The sequence below is a fragment of the Salinivibrio sp. MA440 genome (genome assembly GCF_001996265.1).
GTDB classification, from domain to species: domain Bacteria; phylum Pseudomonadota; class Gammaproteobacteria; order Enterobacterales; family Vibrionaceae; genus Salinivibrio; species Salinivibrio costicola.
This window is the reverse complement of the sequence record NZ_MUFI01000011.1, coordinates 48,231-68,215: the sequence shown is the minus strand read 5'-3', so window position 1 is coordinate 68,215 and position 19,985 is coordinate 48,231. Positions and strand designations below refer to the sequence as shown.

Annotated in this window: 21 protein-coding genes; 12 read left to right on the top strand and 9 right to left on the bottom strand. The window is 47.6% G+C overall.

Annotated features, from left to right (window positions below; translation table 11 throughout):
* Window positions 1-264 precede the first annotated feature (264 nt).
* Genes BZG80_RS05485 through BZG80_RS05475 form a run of 3 tightly spaced genes read left to right on the top strand, consistent with a single transcriptional unit; the run spans window position 265 to window position 5,819 of the window.
* A complete protein-coding gene (locus BZG80_RS05485) occupies window positions 265-1,809 on the top strand; it encodes a DUF3369 domain-containing protein (protein WP_077678917.1) in 1,545 nt (514 codons plus the stop codon).
* Window positions 1,810-1,868: 59 nt separating this feature from the next.
* The gene (locus tag BZG80_RS05480) at window positions 1,869-3,827 is read left to right on the top strand and encodes a sensor histidine kinase (RefSeq protein WP_077678916.1); all 1,959 of its coding nucleotides are present in this window, start codon (window positions 1,869-1,871) and stop codon (window positions 3,825-3,827) included.
* Window positions 3,828-3,842: 15 nt separating this feature from the next.
* Entirely contained in the window at window positions 3,843-5,819 is a 1,977-nt protein-coding gene (locus BZG80_RS05475; RefSeq protein WP_077678915.1) for a PAS domain-containing sensor histidine kinase, read from the top strand.
* A 50-nt stretch (window positions 5,820-5,869) separates the two neighbouring features.
* Here BZG80_RS05475 and betA read toward each other — a convergent pair whose 3' ends face one another.
* Window positions 5,870-7,561 (bottom strand): choline dehydrogenase, encoded by a 1,692-nt coding sequence (gene betA / locus BZG80_RS05470; protein WP_077678914.1) that lies wholly within the window; start codon window positions 7,559-7,561, stop codon window positions 5,870-5,872.
* Between the two features lie 105 nt (window positions 7,562-7,666).
* Window positions 7,667-8,407, bottom strand: coding sequence for a FadR/GntR family transcriptional regulator (locus tag BZG80_RS05465; protein WP_077678913.1), 741 nt, complete (start codon window positions 8,405-8,407; stop codon window positions 7,667-7,669).
* A 276-nt stretch (window positions 8,408-8,683) separates the two neighbouring features.
* On the opposite strand from BZG80_RS05465, the gene BZG80_RS05460 reads away from it, so the two are divergent.
* The 9 genes from BZG80_RS05460 (at window position 8,684) to BZG80_RS05420 (ending at window position 15,055) form a co-directional block, all read left to right on the top strand.
* Entirely contained in the window at window positions 8,684-10,171 is a 1,488-nt protein-coding gene (locus tag BZG80_RS05460; protein WP_021022760.1) for a SulP family inorganic anion transporter, read from the top strand.
* Window positions 10,172-10,181: 10 nt separating this feature from the next.
* On the top strand, window positions 10,182-11,024 hold the full coding sequence (locus BZG80_RS05455; protein ID WP_077576522.1) for a universal stress protein: 843 nt from the start codon (window positions 10,182-10,184) through the stop codon (window positions 11,022-11,024).
* 274 nt (window positions 11,025-11,298) lie between these two features.
* A complete protein-coding gene (nrtS, locus tag BZG80_RS05450) occupies window positions 11,299-11,523 on the top strand; it encodes a nitrate/nitrite transporter NrtS (protein ID WP_077678912.1) in 225 nt (74 codons plus the stop codon).
* Window positions 11,520-12,137, top strand: a complete 618-nt coding sequence (locus tag BZG80_RS05445; protein WP_077678911.1) for a sigma-70 family RNA polymerase sigma factor — start codon at window positions 11,520-11,522, stop codon at window positions 12,135-12,137. Before nrtS ends, BZG80_RS05445 begins: the two co-directional genes overlap by 4 nt.
* On the top strand, window positions 12,134-12,337 hold the full coding sequence (locus BZG80_RS05440; protein WP_198532923.1) for a zf-HC2 domain-containing protein: 204 nt from the start codon (window positions 12,134-12,136) through the stop codon (window positions 12,335-12,337). The genes BZG80_RS05445 and BZG80_RS05440 overlap by 4 nt, the downstream gene beginning before the upstream one ends.
* Before the next feature lie 297 nt (window positions 12,338-12,634).
* Complete coding sequence (locus BZG80_RS05435) at window positions 12,635-12,934, top strand: BufA1 family periplasmic bufferin-type metallophore (RefSeq protein ID WP_108742892.1); 300 nt, start codon at window positions 12,635-12,637, stop codon at window positions 12,932-12,934.
* Window positions 12,935-12,941: 7 nt separating this feature from the next.
* Entirely contained in the window at window positions 12,942-13,799 is an 858-nt protein-coding gene (bufB, locus tag BZG80_RS05430; protein WP_077678910.1) for an MNIO family bufferin maturase, read from the top strand.
* Complete coding sequence (locus BZG80_RS05425) at window positions 13,796-14,560, top strand: HvfC/BufC N-terminal domain-containing protein (protein WP_077678909.1); 765 nt, start codon at window positions 13,796-13,798, stop codon at window positions 14,558-14,560. Before bufB ends, BZG80_RS05425 begins: the two co-directional genes overlap by 4 nt.
* 3 nt (window positions 14,561-14,563) lie before the next feature.
* A complete protein-coding gene (locus tag BZG80_RS05420; protein WP_077678908.1) occupies window positions 14,564-15,055 on the top strand; it encodes a DoxX family protein in 492 nt (163 codons plus the stop codon).
* A 145-nt stretch (window positions 15,056-15,200) separates the two neighbouring features.
* Here the strand turns inward: BZG80_RS05420 and BZG80_RS05415 are convergent, their stop codons facing one another.
* From BZG80_RS05415 to BZG80_RS05385, 7 genes are all read right to left on the bottom strand, one after another.
* A complete protein-coding gene (locus tag BZG80_RS05415) occupies window positions 15,201-15,623 on the bottom strand; it encodes a GNAT family N-acetyltransferase (protein ID WP_077678907.1) in 423 nt (140 codons plus the stop codon).
* An 89-nt stretch (window positions 15,624-15,712) separates the two neighbouring features.
* Window positions 15,713-16,246 carry a nucleotidyltransferase family protein gene (locus tag BZG80_RS05410; protein ID WP_242413584.1) on the bottom strand — a complete coding sequence of 178 codons (534 nt, stop codon included), beginning with the start codon at window positions 16,244-16,246 and terminating at the stop codon, window positions 15,713-15,715.
* Window positions 16,247-16,348: 102 nt separating this feature from the next.
* Window positions 16,349-16,741 (bottom strand): hypothetical protein, encoded by a 393-nt coding sequence (locus BZG80_RS05405; protein WP_077678905.1) that lies wholly within the window; start codon window positions 16,739-16,741, stop codon window positions 16,349-16,351.
* On the bottom strand, window positions 16,742-16,966 hold the full coding sequence (gene yidD, locus BZG80_RS05400; RefSeq protein WP_077461263.1) for a membrane protein insertion efficiency factor YidD: 225 nt from the start codon (window positions 16,964-16,966) through the stop codon (window positions 16,742-16,744).
* Entirely contained in the window at window positions 16,966-17,181 is a 216-nt protein-coding gene (locus BZG80_RS05395; protein ID WP_021022754.1) for a DUF4177 domain-containing protein, read from the bottom strand. The genes yidD and BZG80_RS05395 overlap by 1 nt, the downstream gene beginning before the upstream one ends.
* A 53-nt stretch (window positions 17,182-17,234) precedes the next feature.
* Window positions 17,235-19,319 (bottom strand): M13 family metallopeptidase, encoded by a 2,085-nt coding sequence (locus BZG80_RS05390; RefSeq protein ID WP_198532922.1) that lies wholly within the window; start codon window positions 19,317-19,319, stop codon window positions 17,235-17,237.
* 74 nt (window positions 19,320-19,393) lie between these two features.
* Complete coding sequence (locus tag BZG80_RS05385; protein ID WP_077678904.1) at window positions 19,394-19,936, bottom strand: GNAT family N-acetyltransferase; 543 nt, start codon at window positions 19,934-19,936, stop codon at window positions 19,394-19,396.
* Between the last annotated feature and the right edge of the window lie 49 nt (window positions 19,937-19,985).

The window sequence follows — 19,985 nt, the reverse complement described above, 5'->3', positions numbered from 1 at the left end:
AAAGGGTTACTCAGTCTGTTGTTAACTGGCTATAAAACAGACCACATACTGCAACAAACCTAAGCTTACGGTCACTGTTATTGTATCGCACTCACAGCTTAACAGGCATGGTAGCGGGTTGCCTGCGCCAGATCAGATAAATGTAACAAGCTAAAGAGTTGAATATTACGTTCAACATCCAAATCCTCATTCTCACCTCGCAACTTTTAATGACCTACACTACGCTTTAACTAATTGAGATAAACGCTAATAGGGGCGAATTGAATGGACTTGTTTGCAGATCAACGTGACGGCGCAGCGCCCAAGTCTACTGACACAAATACAGCGTCGGCGGCAATGCCATGGCGTATACTGCTGATTGATGACGATGATCTGATGCATGAAGTGACACGGCTAGCGCTGACAGGGTTCACTTTTCAAGGACGCCCGCTAGAGCTGCTTTCTGCCTTATCAGGTCAGGAAGCAAAAGAGATTTTACAGCGAGAGCAGGACATTGCCTTAGCGCTTGTCGATGTGGTGATGGAAACCGAACATGCTGGACTTGACCTGGTACGCTATATCCGTAACGAAATGAACGATCATGTTATTCGGCTAGTGCTACGCACAGGTCAAGCGGGACAGGCACCAGAAGATAGCGTAATTCGTGACTATGACATTGATGACTACAAAGAAAAAACCGAGCTGACGACACAAAAGCTGAAAACCTTACTCTACTCGATGCTCCGCTCGTATCGCGATCTATGTACGATAGAAGAACAAAAGCAAGGCCTTAAGCGCGTGATTGAGGCATCAGCCAATGTACAGAACACCACTAATCTGCAACATTACGCCACCGCGGTGTTAGAACAGCTTACCTCACTGCTTCATATTCACGATTCTGCCTTTTATTGCGTGGTACAACCACGCCCAGGCGCCGAAGAAACAAGAGCGTTAACCCTCGCCGCGACCGGTGAATATGTGGACTGCTATACCGAGTGCGCGTTTGAAAAACTGCCTCCTATTGTATCAGCTCGATGCAAACAAGCCCTCGAAACTCGGACGAGTATTCAGTTTGATGATGGGTTTGTTCTATTCCATCGTGATGATGAGGATGTCGAATTTCTGTTGTACGTCAACCACGCGAAAACTCTTTCGGAATTAGATCAGCATTTACTCAAAATATATATGCAGAACATTGGTTTAACCTTTGAGAATCTCAGCCTCATGGTGGATCTTCGCGAAACCTCCAAAGAGCTGGTGTACAACCTTGCCAATGCCGTTGAAGCGCGGAGTAAAGAAACCGGCGCTCATGTACAACGTGTGTCTTTATTTTGTGAAAAACTGGGCGAGCTGTATGGGCTGGATGAACAAAAAACGATGCTGATGAAACATAGCTCACCGCTGCATGATGTGGGTAAAGTCGCCATTCCTGACGCGATTTTACATAAACCCGGTAAGCTCAATGCAGAAGAGTGGGACATCATGAAAAAACACGTTGAATATGGCGTAGAAATACTGAGCCATTCAAAGCGACGATTAATCTTAGAAGCCAAGGAAATAGCAGCCACACATCATGAAAAGTGGGACGGCAGTGGCTATCCTAACCAGCTAGCCGCAGAGGCAATTCCGATTAGCGGGCGCATTTCAGCCTTAGCCGATGTATTTGATGCGCTAGGGTCTAAACGGTCTTACAAAGAAGCGTGGACAGATGACGATATCCGTCATGAGTTATTCGCGCAACGCGGCAAACATTTTGAACCCAAGCTCGTCGATTTACTCCTTGAACATTGGGATGACTTCGTTGCCATTAGGGAAGCGTACCCAGATTGAATTGAAGATTTACATTTAGATTTTTCTCTTAATCATCATTACAGCGCGCCAGTCTATCTATGACCCGAAGCCATAAATTCGATGACAGCATTCGTAACCCTTTCTTCAGCCTGGTAGGCCGACGCATTCTGCTGATTATGGTTTGTCTCAGCGGTTTTTTCACGCTATTGACCACAGTGTTACAGAGCTATTGGCAGTATGATGAAGCCTTTAGTCAAGTGGAAAATCGCCATGATGAAATTGAGCATATCCACGCCGAATTAATCGCGAGCTCACTGTGGATTTACGATCTCACCAGTGTTCAAGAGCGAATCGATGGATTAGTCAACCTTCCTCATGTTGACTACCTAGCCATACGGTCCGAAAACTATCTTTTTGAGGCAGGCAAGCCAGTCGACCTGAAAAAGATGGTGAATGAGTACCCACTGGAATATGATGACCCAGATACAGGTAAAACGCAGCGCGTCGGTACCGTCTATGTTGAGTCAAATATCCAGACCATCTATACCGAATTGACGCAGCGTTTTTTTATTACCTTGCTACTCAACCTCATAAAAACCTTGCTGGTTTGCTTCTTCATTCTCTTAGTCTTTCATTATACCGTCAGTCAAAGAGTCTTTAAAATTGCTCAATTTCTTCGCCACTACAACCCACTCGATCCCAAGGACGACAAACTCATTTTGCCGCGAAAACGCTTCATTATGGAAAGAGAGGATGAGCTCGACTGGCTTGCCGACGAAGCCAATAAAATCACCAATAATATGTCAACGCTTTACCGTAATATTATGTTAGAGCGTGAACGGCTATCGGACTTTACCCATGTATCTTCTGACTGGCTCTGGGAAACCGATGCCGATCTCAAGCTCACTTTTTGTTCTGAGCCAATGCGACAAGCATTCGGTTTAGGGGCCAATCGCTTTCCCAACCTCAAAGACTTAGTGCATGGCATTGGCTGTCAGCAATTTGTGACTTATCTTAATCATCAACAAGACTTTGCCATGTGTGAAGAAACCATCCCATTCGGAGAGCAAAGCCGTTATTTTGTCTTTCAAGCGATCGCCCATCATGGTGTGAATGGCTTTCGGGGGTTTCGTGGTACCGGCATTGATATCACTGAGCTCAAAGCCGCGCAATTTGAACTGGAAGCATTGAACCAAAATCTAGAGTTAACGGTGGATGAGCGAACTAGAGAGCTGCAAGAAAGTATGGAACACCTAACAGCGGCGCAAGAGCAGTTAGTTGAGTCAGAGAAACTGGCCGCGTTAGGCAGCTTAGTCGCCGGCGTTGCACATGAAGTTAATACCCCGTTGGGGATCGCGGTTACCGCCTCCTCGGTTGTTCAAGACGTCACCAAAACGCTCAATCAAGCATTTGAAAACCAAACCCTGACCAGCACGCAGTTTGCTTCTTTGATTCATCAGGCGAATGAGAGCGTACAAATGCTCGAGCATAACCTAACACGTGCTACGCGTCTTATTCGCGATTTTAAACAAACCGCGGTCGATCAAGTCTCTGAAGCACTCACTGAATTCGATGTCAAACAAACCTTAGATGCATTGATTGCTAGCCTGCATCCAGAAACGCGTAAAGTCCCAGTGACGCCGCAGGTTGTAGGTGATAACAATATACGGATGTACAGTTTACCTGGTGTGATCACTCAAATTATCTCAAACCTTGTCATGAACAGTATCAATCATGCTTTTGAAGATACTCAATCGCCTGAAATCATTATTGAATTTGAAACACAAGACGACCATCTGTACCTCAGTTATCAGGACAACGGATGTGGTATTGATCCCGCTCTACATCATCGTATCTTTGAACCTTTTTATACCACTAAACGCGGACGTGGCGGATCAGGCCTAGGGCTGAATCTGGTATTTAATTTGGTTAGGCAAAAGTTAGAAGGCGAGCTTCAATTTGAATCAGAGCCAGGAAAAGGCGCTAAATTTATGTTTTTAATCCCTTTGAGCTTATCGACTCGCAGCTCGCGAAACGTAAGCAAAGACAAGCACTAAGGCGATAAAAAGAGCATGGGAAAGCTGCAAAAATTTGAACAAGGGTTAAGTCATCCACTGTTTAGCATTGTTGGACGGCGTATCATTTTATTGATGGTGCTTCTCAGTGGCGTTTTCACCATCATGACAACGCTCTTGCAACTATCATGGGACTATGAAGAGGCATTCAATAACGTTGATAAACGCCAATATGAAATCAAGAATGTACATGCAGATCTGCTTGCATCCTCACTCTGGGTCTTTGATCTGGTCAGTGCGCAGAACCGCCTCAACGGCCTGGTTAATTTACCCTATATTGATTACCTATCCGTTGAGTTTGATGAGGTTGTTTTAGATGCCGGTCAACCCAACACACAAAGTACGGTCACGAGCGAAACAGTGCTCACTTACGTGCACCCAGACACCGAGCGTCGTATCGAGCTCGGGGTTTTAAAGATTGAATCAGACACACAAAAAATCTATGACGTTTTACTACAACAATTTTTAGTCACGCTGCTTCTTAATGGCGTTAAAACACTGATTGTCTGCGCGTTAATCCTGTGGGTATTTCACCAAAGTGTCAGCCAGCGAGTATTCGCCATCGCCAAGCATTTACGTCAGTTTGATCCGTTAGCACCGACTCATGAGCCGCTAAACCTAAAACATCGCAAGTTTATCATGGAGAAAAATGACGAACTGGACTGGCTCGCTGACGAAACCAATAAAATCACCTTACGGATAAGTAACCTTTATCAAAATATTATCTTAGAGCAACAACGGTTAGCGGACTTTACTAACGCTGCGTCAGACTGGCTTTGGGAAACCGACGCGACACAGCGACTCACCTTTTGTTCAGAAGCAATGCAGTCTGCGTTGGCTATTTCCATTGAGCCCCCCACAAAAATAAAAGCGGTTCCAGCACTCATCCATTGCGCATCGCTGCTAAACAAAATGGATGCCTGTGAAAACTTCACCATGTGTGAGGAGCAGATCACCCTCGACGGCAATACCTATTATTTTGTTTTCCAGGGCGTCGCGCATTTCAACCATCAAGGCTTTGTCGGTTTTCGAGGGACAGCAATTGATATTACCGAGCTAAAGCAAACACAGTTTGAGCTAGAAAAACTGAATCAAACCTTGGAGGCTACCGTCGAAACGCGGACTCAAGATTTAGAACACAGTATGGCCCATCTCAAAGCGGCACAGAATCAGTTGGTAGAATCAGAAAAACTCGCGGCGCTCGGACGTTTAGTCGCCGGTGTCGCCCACGAGGTCAATACACCACTTGGGATAGCCGTAACCGCCAACTCAGTAATTAAAGAGGCCGTTTCACGCTTGAATACCGCGTTCGAGCAGCAAACGCTAACCAGCCAACAATACACAGAATGGATGCAACAAATCACAGACGGCACTGGCATGCTAGAAAATAACCTCAATCGTGCCGCCCGCTTGATTCGAGATTTTAAACAAACCGCAGTCGACCAAGTCTCTGAGAGCCGCAGTCAATTCCGCCCTGTACAAACCCTGGATGCGCTCGTAGGGAGCCTGCATCCTGAAACGAAAAAAGTCCCAGTGACACCTGTTGTCGAGGGCGATGCGGAACTACTGATGAATAGCTTGCCGGGCGTATTAACGCAAGTCATTTCAAACTTAGTGATGAACAGCGTTCGCCATGCCTTTGAAGGGGTAAGCAATCCGAATATCCACATCAAAGTGATAGACCATAACGACGAGGTTGACATCGTATATACTGACAATGGTGTGGGGGTGCCTCCCGACTTACATCAACGCATTTTTGAGCCCTTTTATACGAGCAAGCGCGGCAAAGGAGGATCAGGATTGGGACTGAACCTTGTTTTTAATTTGGTGTATCAAAAGCTGCAAGGCCAGCTCAAATTTGACTCTGACGTTAACCAAGGCGTGGCGGTCACATTAACGTTACCCAAGTTTCTTCAAGCATCTCCCCATTTGGAAGACACAGAGACAAAAAATGGCGGGGCTGTAAACGAGTAAAGAGCCAGCATGGCTGGCTCTTGGTGATTAACGCCTAACGCAGACCGAATTTAAGCCAGCGCCGCGTCTTCTTCCGGTGCGGAGGCATGCTCAGGAAGATAGCGGTAGTATTCCGCATCTTTCGCCGGCGAAAGCGTGTGGCCCATGATCATATCAGCGGCCTTTTCTGCCACCATAATCGTCGGTGCGTACAAATTGCCATTGGTGATCGCCGGGAACACGGAGGCATCCACCACACGCAAGTTATTCACGCCATGGACGTTCAGCGATTCATCCACCACGGCCATTTCGTCACTTTCAAGGCCCATCTTACATGTGCAGCTTGGGTGATAGGCACTTTCCCCTTCTCGAGCCACAAAGTCGAGGATCTCCTGATCCGTCTGTGCCTCGCTGCCCGGCGAAAGCTCTTTGCCACGTAAATGATCAAAAGCCGGCTGGGCGATGATATCGCGAGAGACACGGATCGCTTCCACCCACTCTTTACGCTCTTGTGGCGTTGAAAGGTAGTTAAAGAAGATCTCTGGCTTCTCATCCGGGTTGGTACTACGAATTTTGACATGGCCACGCACATCGGTATTCATCGGCCCAACGTGTAACTGGAAGCCATGTCCTTTGTTCGGTGCCGAACCATCATAACGGATCGCCAACGGCAAAAAGTGGAACTGTAAATTCGGGTAGGCGACTTCGTCGTTACCGCGCACAAATCCACCCGCTTCAAAGTGGTTAGTCGCGGCAGCACCTTTACGACGGAAAAGCCAATCAAAACCAATTTTAGGCTGATTGTGAAACTTAAGCGCGGGATACATGCTGACCGGCTCTTTACATTCGTACTGCACATACAGCTCTAAGTGATCTTGTAAGTTTTCTCCCACGCCTGGCAAATGATGCACCGGTTTGATACCTAAGTTTTTCAGCGTATTCTCATCACCTACACCGGATAATTGTAAGAGCTTGGGTGAGTTAATCGCGCCGCCGCAGCTGATAATTTCAGCCCCATAAGCGGTTTTTTTGCGACCCCACTTACGGTATTCCACCCCAATCGCGGTTTTACCTTCAAACACGATCTTATCGGTCGTTACCCCTGTCAGTACTGTCAGATTTTTACGGTTCATGACCGGGTGTAAATACGCCCGGGCAGCACTGTGACGACGGCCGCGATAGATATTTTGATCAAAAATACCAAAGCCTTCTTGCTGATAACCATTCACATCGTCGGTCAATGGATAGCCCGCTTGTTGCGTCGCGTCAAAGAACGCACTAAACAGAGGGTTATCACATTGTGCGGTTTCAATCGCCAGCGGACCATTGTTGCCATGATAGTCATCTTGGCCTTTTAATCGCGTCTCACACTTGCGGAAATACGGTAAGCAATGGGCATAATCCCATTTTTTCAGCCCGTGATCGTTGGCCCACTTTTCATAATCCAACGCATTACCACGAATATAAATCATGCCATTAATACTACTGCTACCACCCAGCACTTTACCGCGCGGCTGCGCAATGCGGCGATTATGCATATTCGGTTCGGGCTCGGATTCATAGAGCCAGTTATAGGTGCTATCTGTTAGCAGATAGGTTAACGCCGCAGGCATGTGAATACGAAAATCAATACGATAGTCAGGGCGTCCCGCCTCGAGTAACAGCACCTTGTTATCTGGATTAGCACTTAAACGATTCGCCAGTACGCAGCCTGCCGAGCCTGCACCAACAATGATGTAGTCGTAATTTTGTTGCTGTCCCATAAAACCTCCAGTTTTTGTCCTTCCCGCGCGCAGGGGCATAAGCCCGAAATAATCGCAACACGGGTGATGGGTATGATTGTGTAGAGGTTTCCTTTTTGATGATTTTTATAATTCGCTTGATACTTGTGCATCAATGCATTGTTGTAGCAACCGATAATGGTGGCTAATCGTTGCTTGTGCCTTAAACGGCTCCGCAGCGATAATGTGGTTAACGGTCTGTTGCCAGTTTTCCACTGTAAGACGACGGTAATCCGTCGCCTGATAAAGCGCATAGTCGTGTGAGCTAAACCCTTGCTGTATCGCATGCATCACCCACTCAAAAATCGGATTTCCCGACATGGTAGCAATCAACAAGTTCAGTGCTCGGTCGAGCTCCCCTAAGCGAGCGAGATCGGGCTCATCATCTTTGGCAAGTGCCGCAAGCTCGGCGACCTTATCGTTTAACTGTTGCTTTTGTTCTGCTGTTCCACGACTGATCGCGAGCAGTACTAAGCTGTGATCGACGGTTTCACGAAATTCCGCCACTTTGTCTGCTTTGACGTGACTTTGTTTTAAGAACAATGCCAGTGACTCGCTAATATTGTGCACGTCAACCTGGCGGACAACCGCTCCACCTTTTTGCCCTTTACGAATTTCAATCAAGCCTTTTTGTTTGAGTGATTGAATCGCCTCGCGTACCACTCCACGCCCCGTCCCAAACTGTTGCTGTAGCTCACGTTCACTGGGTAACTTGTCTCCCGGCTTCAGCGCTTCCGATAAAATCGCAGATTCGATCTGCAAGGCAACGTCTTCACTGGCACGTCCCATTTGTACCGGATGAAACAGACTGGTTGTGGATGCTGTCATGATGGCCCCTCGCTTTTGGTCCTACCAAACTAACAAAATAATCGTAATATCGTCAAATTTATCTTTAAAAACCGCTTTTGGTAGTACCTTAACGATGAGCTTGGCGATTAAACCTCGATATTTGGGGTTGGGTCTTGAATAGAGAGTAGTCAGTGACTATCATCACGTTTTTTATTTATAAAGGAGAGTTGCCATGCGCATGACGCCGCCCTAGTCGTTCCCGCCTTATTTTTTCACCTTGTATAATCATATTCCTTTAAAAGACTGAGACTGTTCATGATTGAAACGATGAAACGTGATTGGTTCTCCAATCTGCGTGGTGACGTGCTGGCTGGCATTGTGGTAGCTCTAGCGTTAATTCCAGAAGCGATTGCTTTTTCTATTATTGCGGGTGTCGACCCAAAAGTGGGGCTGTATGCCTCATTCAGTATTGCAGTGATTATTGCCTTTGTCGGTGGCCGACCTGGGATGATCTCTGCGGCAACCGGCGCCATGGCGTTACTGATGGTGACACTGGTTAAAGAGCACGGCCTTGAATATTTATTGGCCGCCACCGTACTAACGGGTGTTTTGCAAATTCTAGCCGGTTACCTCAAGCTCGGCGATCTCATGCGCTTTGTATCACGCTCGGTGGTCACTGGATTTGTTAACGCCCTTGCGATCCTCATTTTTATGGCCCAGTTACCCGAGCTCACTGACGTGACGTGGCACGTGTATGCCATGACGCTGGCAGGATTAGCCATTATCTATTTGTTCCCATACGTTCCTGTGGTCGGTAAATTATTGCCATCGCCATTGGTGTGTATTTTGGTCCTAACAACGCTTGCCATTAGCGTTGGGTTAGATATTCGGACTGTGGGTGATATGGGCGAGTTGCCAGATACCTTACCGGTGTTTTTATGGCCCGATGTGCCGCTTAACCTTGAAACCTTGATGATTATCTTCCCGTACTCAGCGGGACTAGCGGTAGTCGGTTTGCTCGAATCGATGATGACCGCTACCATTGTGGACGATTTGACCGACACCGGTAGTGACAAAAACCGCGAGTGTAAAGGCCAAGGTATCGCGAATATTGCCACCGGCTTTATTGGTGGTATGGCCGGTTGTGCGATGATTGGTCAATCGATCATTAACATCAAATCCGGCGGTCGTTCACGCTTATCCACCCTGTGTGCCGGTACACTTCTGTTGATCATGGTGGTGTTTTTAAGCGACTGGATTAAGTTGATCCCCATGGCGGCCCTAGTGGCGGTGATGATCATGGTCTCGATTGGGACATTCTCGTGGAGCTCTATCAAAGATCTTAAAACCCATCCTTTGTCGACCAATATTGTGATGGTCACCACCGTGATTGTGGTAGTGGCAACCCATAACTTGGCCATTGGTGTTTTGGTCGGTGTGTTATTGGCATCCTTGTTCTTTGCCAACAAAATTGGTCGCTTTATGGTGGTTAAAAGCGAGCAAACCCAAGCTGACGAGCGTACCTATCGCGTTGTTGGGCAGGTCTTTTTTGCCTCTTCCGAGCAGTTCATTACATCGTTTGATTTTAAAGAAGCCGTTGAACGCGTCACCATTGATCTCTCTGATGCGCATTTTTGGGATGTTACCGCCGTCTCATCGCTCGACCGCGTGGTGATTAAATTCCGCCGTGAAGGCACCGAGGTGAATTTAGTGGGCATGAATGAAGCAACCGCCACCATTGTGGACAAGTTTGGCGTCCATGATAATCCGGAAGAAGTGGAAAAAATGATGGGCGGACACTAAGGAGCGCACGATGAATAAAATTATTGCTTGTATTGATGGTGCGTCGTACACCCAATCGGTGACAGATCTCAGCGTTTGGGCGGCTTCACGCCTGTCTGCACCGCTGACCTTTTTACATGTGTTGGAAAAACCCGCGAGTAGCGATTCTGAGTTATCAGGCAGTATTGGTTTAGGCAGTCGCGATCAGCTCATGAGTGAGCTGGTCGAGCTGGATGAAAAGCGTGCCAAACTGGCCTTGCAACATGGTAAGGCCCTATTGCATGAGTGCGAAGAAGTGGCGCTATCAAAGGGGCTGACCGAGGTCACGCGCTTGCAGCAACATGGCCACTTGCTTGAATCTTTGCTAGCGCTTGAATCGACCATGCGGGTGCTGGTGATTGGCCGGTCCGGTGATTTGCACCAGAACGATGCCAAAGCGATTGGATCGCAACTCGAAAGCGTCGTCCGCCGTATTCACAATCATATTTTGATTGCCACCGGGGATGTCACCCCACCCGATAGCTACCTTCTCGCGTTTGATGGCAGTGAGGTCAGTGAAAAACTGGTAGAGAAAGCCCTGAACACACCCCTTCTTAAGGGCATGACCTGTCATTTGGTGATGGTAGATAACGACGCACATTCAGAGGCGTTTGAACGTGCAGCCCAACGCTTAACCGCCCAAGGTGTCGATGTTGTTCAAGCACGTTTATCGGGCGAGCCCGCTCAGGCTCTGTTGGCGTACCAAGCGCAACAAAATGTGGGCTTAATCACCATGGGCGCTTACGGTCATACCAAGCTGCGTCAGCTGTTTGTGGGTAGCACCACCACACGCATTGTGATTGATTCGCCCGTCCCTCTGTTATTGATTCGATAGCGGTTATTTATATATCTAGGCGGAGTGCTGCTCCGCCGCTTTCCTCCTTATATATCCCCGAGTCCGCAAGACGATTAAAGGTCATACCGCAACGACATTATCTGGCGGTGTAATGTTCTGTGACGGCATTCAAAACGCGCTCTTGCTTTTGTGCGCATAAGTCTGGTTACGATTTTCTTGGCGTGGTGTCATCCATTGAGCGCAAACAGTTATTAAATCTTGATTTTTTCAACTAGAGTCGAAGTAGACCGTTATATAAAAGTAGAGAAAATCGATGATGAAAATCATGTCCGTCGCGCTTCGATGGCCGATTATACAAACAGCGCTCAAAGTGGCTTTTGTGGTTGGAACGATACTCAATGTTATCAATCAAGGCCATGCTCTATTAGGCGAGAGTCCGATTGCATGGGGGCAAGTGGTACTCAATTATCTGGTTCCTTATTGCGTCTCTTCATACAGCGCAGCCAAGATAGAAATGCGCGAGGATACCCGATCATGAGTACCGATCTGAACATGCACTCTCTATCGGATATCAGTAATGAAGTATTTAAAGATCCGCAGTTTATTAGCGACCTAAGAAAAGAGATGCTTAAGTTTGCTCAGCTTCAATTAAGAGACGATGCTAAAGCGGAAGATGCGGTGCAAGACGCATTATTGGCGGCCTACCGGAGTATCGAAAAGTTTAGTCGTCAATCCGCGTTTAAAACATGGGTTTTCGCTATTTTAAAGAATAAAATCATAGATATACTGCGAAAAGGTCAGAGGGAAATCAGTGTAAGCCAACCTGTCAGTGATGAATCAGATGCATTCGATGAAGTGCTGTTCACTCAGCGCGGATATTGGCATACTGATGAGCGCCCAGAGCGATGGTCGACACCAATGGAGTCAGTAAAAGATGAGCAGTTCTGGCTGGTCTTTGAAACGTGTTTATATGCATTACCTGAAAACTTAGCGCGCGTTTTTATGATGAGAGAATTTGTCGAGCTAGAGAGTGATGAAATATGTCAAAATTTGGCGATCACCACGAGTAACTTGCACGTTTTACTGTATCGAGCACGACTAAGATTGCGAGAATGTTTAGAAAACAAATGGTTTCGAGGAGCACGGCAATGATGATGAACTGCCAACAAGCCACTCGCTTACTGTCTGACGCTTTGGATCGTGAGCTGACAATAAAAGAAAAAGCAGCGCTCACTGTTCATACATCGATGTGTTCGGGGTGCCGTCATTTTGGTAAGCAAATGGGCACAATCCGACAAATCAGTAAGCAGTTTGTCAATGGCGATAGTCCCGACAACAATCAAGACTCATAACCTCCCAACCTCCGCCGACAGTTCCCAGTTATCATTAGTCACATAATGTTTTGCCATATCTTATTCGTGACGCACGTATGAAAAACCATACAAATTATCTTATCTCTTCTACAGTAAACAATGATTACCAAAAATAATGTCAAAATATGTGTAAGAAACGGATAGGTATACACGACAAATCAGTAGAGACAAGGAAACAGTCGCAAGCCGTGATGAGATTATGACCATCACATTGCGCACTCTCTTTCTCTATCTTATTGATTCAAAGAAAATCGTTAAAGACAATGGAGAGATATGATGAACAAAGCCATAGTTTCAGCGTCACTAGTCACTGCTCTGAGTACCGCATTAGTCATGGCGGCAGCGCCTGCTGAGGCGTCGGGAATGAAAGACAAAGAAAAATGCTACGGCGTTGCCTTAAAGGGACAAAATGATTGCAAAGCCGGGCCAGGAACCTCATGTGCCGGTACATCAGTCAGAGATTATCAAGGCAATGCCTGGTCACTGGTGCCTAAAGGGACCTGTGAACAAACAGCTTCGAAAACGTCGCCAACAGGGTTTGGTCAGCTGGAATCCTTCGAAGAAAAGAACGCGTGATCACACGATGACTGCGACAACGCTATCCCGCCTACCTCTGTCTGTCGGGGTTGGTTTGAAACCTGAACATGTTCAAACCATCCTCGATACTCAGCCTGATATTGGATTTTTTGAAATCCATGCTGAGAACTATATGGTGGCTGGCGGGCCATTTCATCATCACCTCGAACAGATCTGCGCCCACTACCCGCTTTCGATTCACGGTGTGGGATTATCGATTGGCGGGGAAGACCCGTTGGATGACGCGCATCTAGAGCGGCTATCTACCTTAATTGAGCGCTATCAGCCAGCCGTTTTTTCTGAACACCTTGCTTGGTCTTCTCATCAAGGTACGTTTTTAAACGACTTACTGCCTGCCCCCTATCATCAAAAAACACTATCACGGGTTTGTGACCATATTGATCGTGTTCAAGAAAAGCTAGGTTGCAGAATGTTACTCGAAAATCCCGCCACCTATGTGGCGTTTTCTGACTCCACATTGGCTGAGGAAGACTTTATCGGCGACATTATCAAGCGCACGGGCTGTGGTTTACTGCTTGATGTCAATAATGCCTACATCTCTTGTGTGAACCACGGACACAACATGGCTTCGTATCTTCAAGCGTTACCCTTGCATGCAGTCGCGGAGATCCATCTTGCCGGTCATGCCGCGGATGTGGACTCGATAGGTGCCACGCTTTTAATTGATAGCCATGACGCTCCTATTAGCCAAGACGTGTGGCATTGGTACCGTTTTGTGATTGAACGCATCGGACCCACGCCGACCTTGATCGAGCGTGATAATAACATACCGCCATTTTCCGTCTTAGCGGCGGAAGCGAAACACGCACAATCTATGATGATGCAGACGCGGGAGAAGGCATGAGCATAAATCGACAAGCCCAATGGATGACTGATCTTTTCGCCTCAATGCCCTCGTGTCCAGAAGGATTAACAACATGGAATGGATCCGATCCCACACAGCGTTTTGCCGTCTATCGAAACAATGTCATTGTTTCCTTAACGGAGGCGCTTGCTGATAGCTTTCCAGTGGTTCAAGCGTTAGTCGGCGATGATTTTTTCTTTGCAATGGCTCGCGAGTTTATTCGCACACATCCACCAAGCTCGCCTGTTTTAGTGTGGTATGGTGCTGAACTTCCTGATTTTATCTATACTTTTCCGCCCGCGTCTAGTCTGCCTTATCTGGCTGACGTGGCACGGTTAGAGTGGATGAGAGTGGCGGCATGGCATGCCGAAGATGCTACCCCTATGGCACAGGAAGCGCTAGCAGCATGGCTTGCCAATGGTGATGCATTAGCGCAAACAACGATTGAACTACATCCTTCTTTATCGACTTTTCGCTCTCAGTATCCAGTCGCTTCTCTTTGGGCCGCGCATCAACATGAGACCGTCAATCTCTCTCACATTGATCTTGCAGTATCGGAAGCGGTTGTATTAATCAGACAAAATATGCGCGTAGACATTACACGCTTTGATCACCACACAGTTCGATTTATCTCACTGCTCAAAGAAGGGTTGTCCTTTGCTGATGCTGTGCAGCGGGTCGGTGAGCTTGAACTTTCTGACACCTTAGCGTGGCTGCTAAAAAATGAATGTATTGTCAATGTGCGACCTATGAGAGAGTGACTTATGTTATTAATCCTTGTGAGATGGATTCAATCATCCATCACCTTATTTACATGCATACCCAATACACTCATCGCGTTACTCGCGCGTTTTTCTATTGCGGCTATTTTTTGGAAATCAGGCCAAACGAAGATAGAAGGACTGTCGATTGACCTTATTGCTGGTGAGTTTGAATTAGGGTGGCCGCGTTATTCTGATTCATTGCTTGCTCTATTCCGCTATGAATATCAATTGCCACTCATTCCACCGGAGATCGCTGCCCCCATGGCCGCTTTTGCCGAGCATTTATTTCCACTGCTTATTTTAATAGGGCTTGCTACACGGTTTTCTGCATTGGCGTTACTTGGAATGACAGCGGTTATACAGGTATTTGTCTACCCAGATGCATACGCGACACATGGTGTATGGGCGGCCGTTTTGCTTTTTTTAATTGCGCATGGGCCAGGTCGCATTTCCGTTGATCACCTTTTGAAACGCTGGTTTGTTGCGAGGTAAAGCATGCGTATAAAGTTTTCGTACTTAGCCTTGCGAGCGTAGAAATCACCTGTAGTGGGCACTTACTAGGCCTGCTTCATTGAATCAGCTATTATTTCTCTACTACTGACATAACGAACAAGACAAACGTGGCCGTTAAGCTTCGTTAAGCTTCGTTAAGCACCTTGGTCATAAAGTGCAGTGCATGATCAACAGGATAGTCCGTCAATGTCATTTGGCACTGATAACCCTGCTTTTCATAGAAGGGTCTGGCTTGAAAGCTGAAGGTATCGACAAACGCCATTTTACAGCCTATGTCCTTGGCATATTCTTCCAGATTATCTAATAGATGGCTGCCGACATGACGATGGCGAAAAGCATCATCGACCCAAAGGTATTTAATCAATAGCCATTGGCCCCAGGTATTGGCAACAATGCCACCGATGCGCTCATCATTATCATTATAGGCGTAGCCGGCAAGCGTGCCCTCAGGGAGACCGGCTAAGAAGGGGGCGTTGCTTTGTTTTAGCCCCTGACGGATAGCGGTAATATCGTCATCACTCGGGCTTGCGTCCATGCGGTATTTCATTGTCGTCCATTTACTTACCAATCAGAAGATTGGGATAGTATGCCCTTTGTGTTTTCGCCAATCTGTGCCAAGGCGCACTCTATTTGGCTTTACTCTTCATCAATCGGCTTGGCAGCGACTGAGCACTGGGTGGTCACGGTCAGTTTAGGCCAATGGGTTAACCATTGTTTTTCTTCAATACGCTGCTGAAAAACCGCCCATGGCCTTGCCGGGTTATGGCTCAGCTTCAACTCGAACAGCGACTGAACCCCAAACGCGGCAATGATCTCACAGCGCTGATTCATATCGAGACGGACCGCAATGGCCGTTTCTTTTTCAGGCCAAAATCGCATGGCGTCCAGGGTGCCAGCATACGCGGGGTCTTGGTGCTTTTCGTGCATCCGTGCTTGGTTACGGACTTGCCAGGTAATCTCTGGCATGGTTTTTTGTAGTAACCCTTGAAGATATTGCTCACGCTCACGACTGGTATCGCTCGGATCATAGTAGATCACATCGATATCATTCAGCGCACTTGGCGGATATTTATGCATCGCATCCCAGACAAGGTTTCTCACAAACCCGGCGGCGATATAGCACTGAGGCAAATTGAGAGACTGAACACATCGTAATGCTCGCATCCTCATAGGATCTGCTTCAATTAAATCAATTAAGGCGCGACGATATATCTTCTGGCATAAAAAGAATTGATGCTGGTGGCGTTTACGGATCCGACGGCGCTTCATGGATTAATCACCGTGGCGGATGTGTTCATAAATTGAGCGTGATACATGGTAGTTGTACTGCCTGGCAATTTTTTGGGCCCAAAAAAGCTGTGGTAATTCAAATAGCACTAAACCAACCAAAATCAGAGCGAAATATGGCTGGCTCATCACTAAGCCAATAATGGCGATTACCAATAACGTACATTCTACGATAAACAACCGGTACTTTCGCAAGTAAAGATGATGGAATCCCCCTAAGAAAGCCCAATTGAGTACCGCATAGGTGTCTGGATCTTTCAGTTGTCTGGTTTGCTCGGCAAAATAGCGTTTTTTCTGGCTTGGGGTTAAGCCATTCACTTGATCACGCAGCAAGGCTTCCTGTGTTTTCAGCTCTTGCCATGGTTGCGTTATCCGCATCTAAGGCACCTCATCGTGAATTATTTCTACTGCATCGGGATCATTACAACGACGAATGCGCGCTAAGCCGAGTTGCCAGCCGCGAAGTGCGCCGTACTTTTCGATCGCTTGGCGCGTGTACTCCGAGCAGCTCGGCTCGAAATTACACGCAATATTGAACCGTTTCTTTGATCCACCTTTAGCTTGGTAACGATGGATTAAAGTAAGCGACAAATACTTGAGCATTAGCGACCTAGGGTGACAATCACAGCTTCACGTTGCCAAAATAGCATATAACGTTTCTTTTCAATCACTTGAAAAACAACCTGCCAGCCATCTTGCGCGTATTGATTGAGTTCAGCTTCGAGGCGTTGCAACGGCAAGCCACTTGAGCCCAGCAATAAGGTGCCGCAACCACCTTCAACAATATGAACGACTTTGTACTCGGTAAACTTGCTCATCAATATTCTCCCTCTCCGAAACAAAAATGCCGCCTTGAAGGCGGCATCAGAGATTACCAGATATTCACCCGCTGATCTTCGGGTAAATACATGCCATCACCTTCCTTAATATCAAAGGCTTCATAGAATGCAGGGACATTGCGCGGCGCACCGAGCACGCGATATTGCGGTGGCGCATGCGGACCCAGCGACACGCGCTCACGCAGGGCATCTTCACGCATCTTCATTTTCCAAATCTGCCCCCAGCTGAGGAAGAATCGCTGCTCGCCGGTATACCCGTCCATCACTGGAGACGATTCACCCTGCAACGATTTTTGATAGGCGCGGAAGGCGGTGGTCAAGCCGACTAAATCACCAATGTTCTCACCCAAAGACACTTTGCCGTCAATGAACAAGTCCGGCAATGGCTCAAACTGGCTAAATTGCTCGGCCAGCTTTTGGGTGCGTGCATCAAAGCGCGCCCGGTCCTCATCCGTCCACCAGTTTGATAGGTTGCCATCGCCATCATAACGCGAGCCCTGATCATCAAAACCGTGCCCCATTTCATGACCAATCACCGCGCCGATACCGCCATAGTTCACGGCATCATCCGCATTCATATCAAAAAACGGCGGCTGTAAGATCCCGGCGGGGAACACTATCTCGTTAGCAGTTGGGCTGTAATAGGCGTTGACCGTTTGCGGGGTCATACCCCACTCTTTGCGATCAACTGGCGCACCAATCCGCGACAGCATATCTTGATAGCCCCAGCGTGCGGCACGTTTGCTGTTGCCAACCAAGTCATCGACGTTAATAGTCAGCGCGCTGTAATCTTCCCATTGCTCTGGATAGCCGATTTTAGGCGTGAATTTACTCAGCTTATCCAATGCTTTCGCTTTGGTTTCATCGCTCATCCAGGCTAAGGACTCAATCGAGTCTTTAAACGCGGCACGCAAGTTATCAATCAAGGTTTCCATACGCGCTTTGGCTTCTGGCGGGAAATAACGCGCGACATATTCTTGGCCAAGCGCTTCACCCAGCACCCCTTCGGTGGCTTGCACGCCCCGCTTCCAACGGTCACGCTGCTCAGGAATACCGTTGAGGGTTTTGGAATAGAACGCAAATTGACGTTCAACCAACTCATGATTTAGGCGCGGTGCAAACGCATTGAGCGTGCGAATGGTTAGATAATCTTGCCACGCTTGCAAACTGGTTTGCTTAAACACCTGCCCTAGCGCCTCAAAATAAGACGGCATGCGCACCACTACTTCATTGGCTTTGTCGATGCCCGCGCGCTTGGCAAAGCGTGCATAATCAAACTCGCCCATCAACTGGTTGAGCGCCTCAATGGGCATTTTATTATAGGTTGCTTGCGCGTCACGGCGTTTAGCGCGTGTCCAATGCTGTTCAGCCAGCGTTTTTTCCAGCTGATAAATCCGATCCGCGCGTTGCGTGGCCTGATCGTAGCCCGCTAAGGTCAGCATATCTTCGAGATAGCGTTTATAAGCAGTGCGGATACGCTCAGCGTCCTCGGTGTCTCGGAAATAATAGTCTCTATCCGGCAAGCCCAACCCGCTTTGGCTCAGATACAGGGCGTTATAGTCAGGATTTTTCGCATCGGCCCACGCATAAAAACTAAACGGGATCCCAACGCCAACTTGTCGCAAATCGGCCATCGCGTAAATCAGCGCAGGCTTCGAGGAAATCGCCGCAATACGATCAAGCTCAGGTTTAATTGGCGTGACCCCTAGGGCATCAATTTTATCTTGGTCCATATAGCTAAGATAAAAATCACGCAGCTTTTGCTCGTTGGAGCCAGGCTTGAGATCATCACGCGCCACCAGCTCATCAATGATGCCTTTCAGACGCTTTTCATTCTCTTCCGCTAGGATACGGAACGCACCATAGCTGGACATATCACTGGGGATTTGGGTTTGGTCGTACCACGTGCCGTTCACGTGACGGAACAAGTCATCTTGCGGACGAACCGATCGATCAAAATCTTGTAGATACAGACCGGATTCGCGCTGTACTTCAGCGTGTGTGGTGTTAGCAGCGTACACCTGCCCAGGCACCAGGCTCATCACGCCTAGTGCAAACGCGACCCCCATCGCGGCTCGCTTAAATCGCACTCGGTTGACTGATTTATTTTTCATCATTCGTTTACCTAATTCCTTCCATAACATGGCTCAAGCGACGTAATCTTGCCGATTCCCGAAAAGACATGCGCTGTTCACGACATAAGGTCTCGATAGAGCACCACACAGTGATAATCACGCCCCTCGTCTTGCTCGGGTTCAAAATGGGTAATACGACAAAACCCTTGCTGATACCAGAATCGAAACGCGCGAATGTTCTCGGCATAAACATTCACCCCCATGCGTCGATAGTCCCCATAAGCTTGCACGGTTTCAATCACGCTCGCAACCGCTTCGCTGCCATAGCCATGCTTTTGATATCTTGGAGAAATAGTGAGCATGGGCAGCCAAACACTCTGTGTATCCGGCGCATTGAGCGAGATTTGCAGATAGCCGATATCTTTACCGTCATGGGTTTGAATGCGACGAAGATAAAAGGCGTCTTCCACATCAGGCGCCTTTTTCTCCGCACTGTCGGCAATCAATGATTGATAGGTGGATAACGACCAAGACTTAAACGTGGGATCTTGATATTGCAGATGCTGATTTTGCTCAAACAGTGCTTTAACGCGCTTTGCATCACTGTACTCAAACGCACTAAAACATAGGCGTTCAGACCGCCATGTTGCTGGGAACATGTTCCTATTCCTATTTTATCAGCGCATACATTGATTATTATCGCGCTAC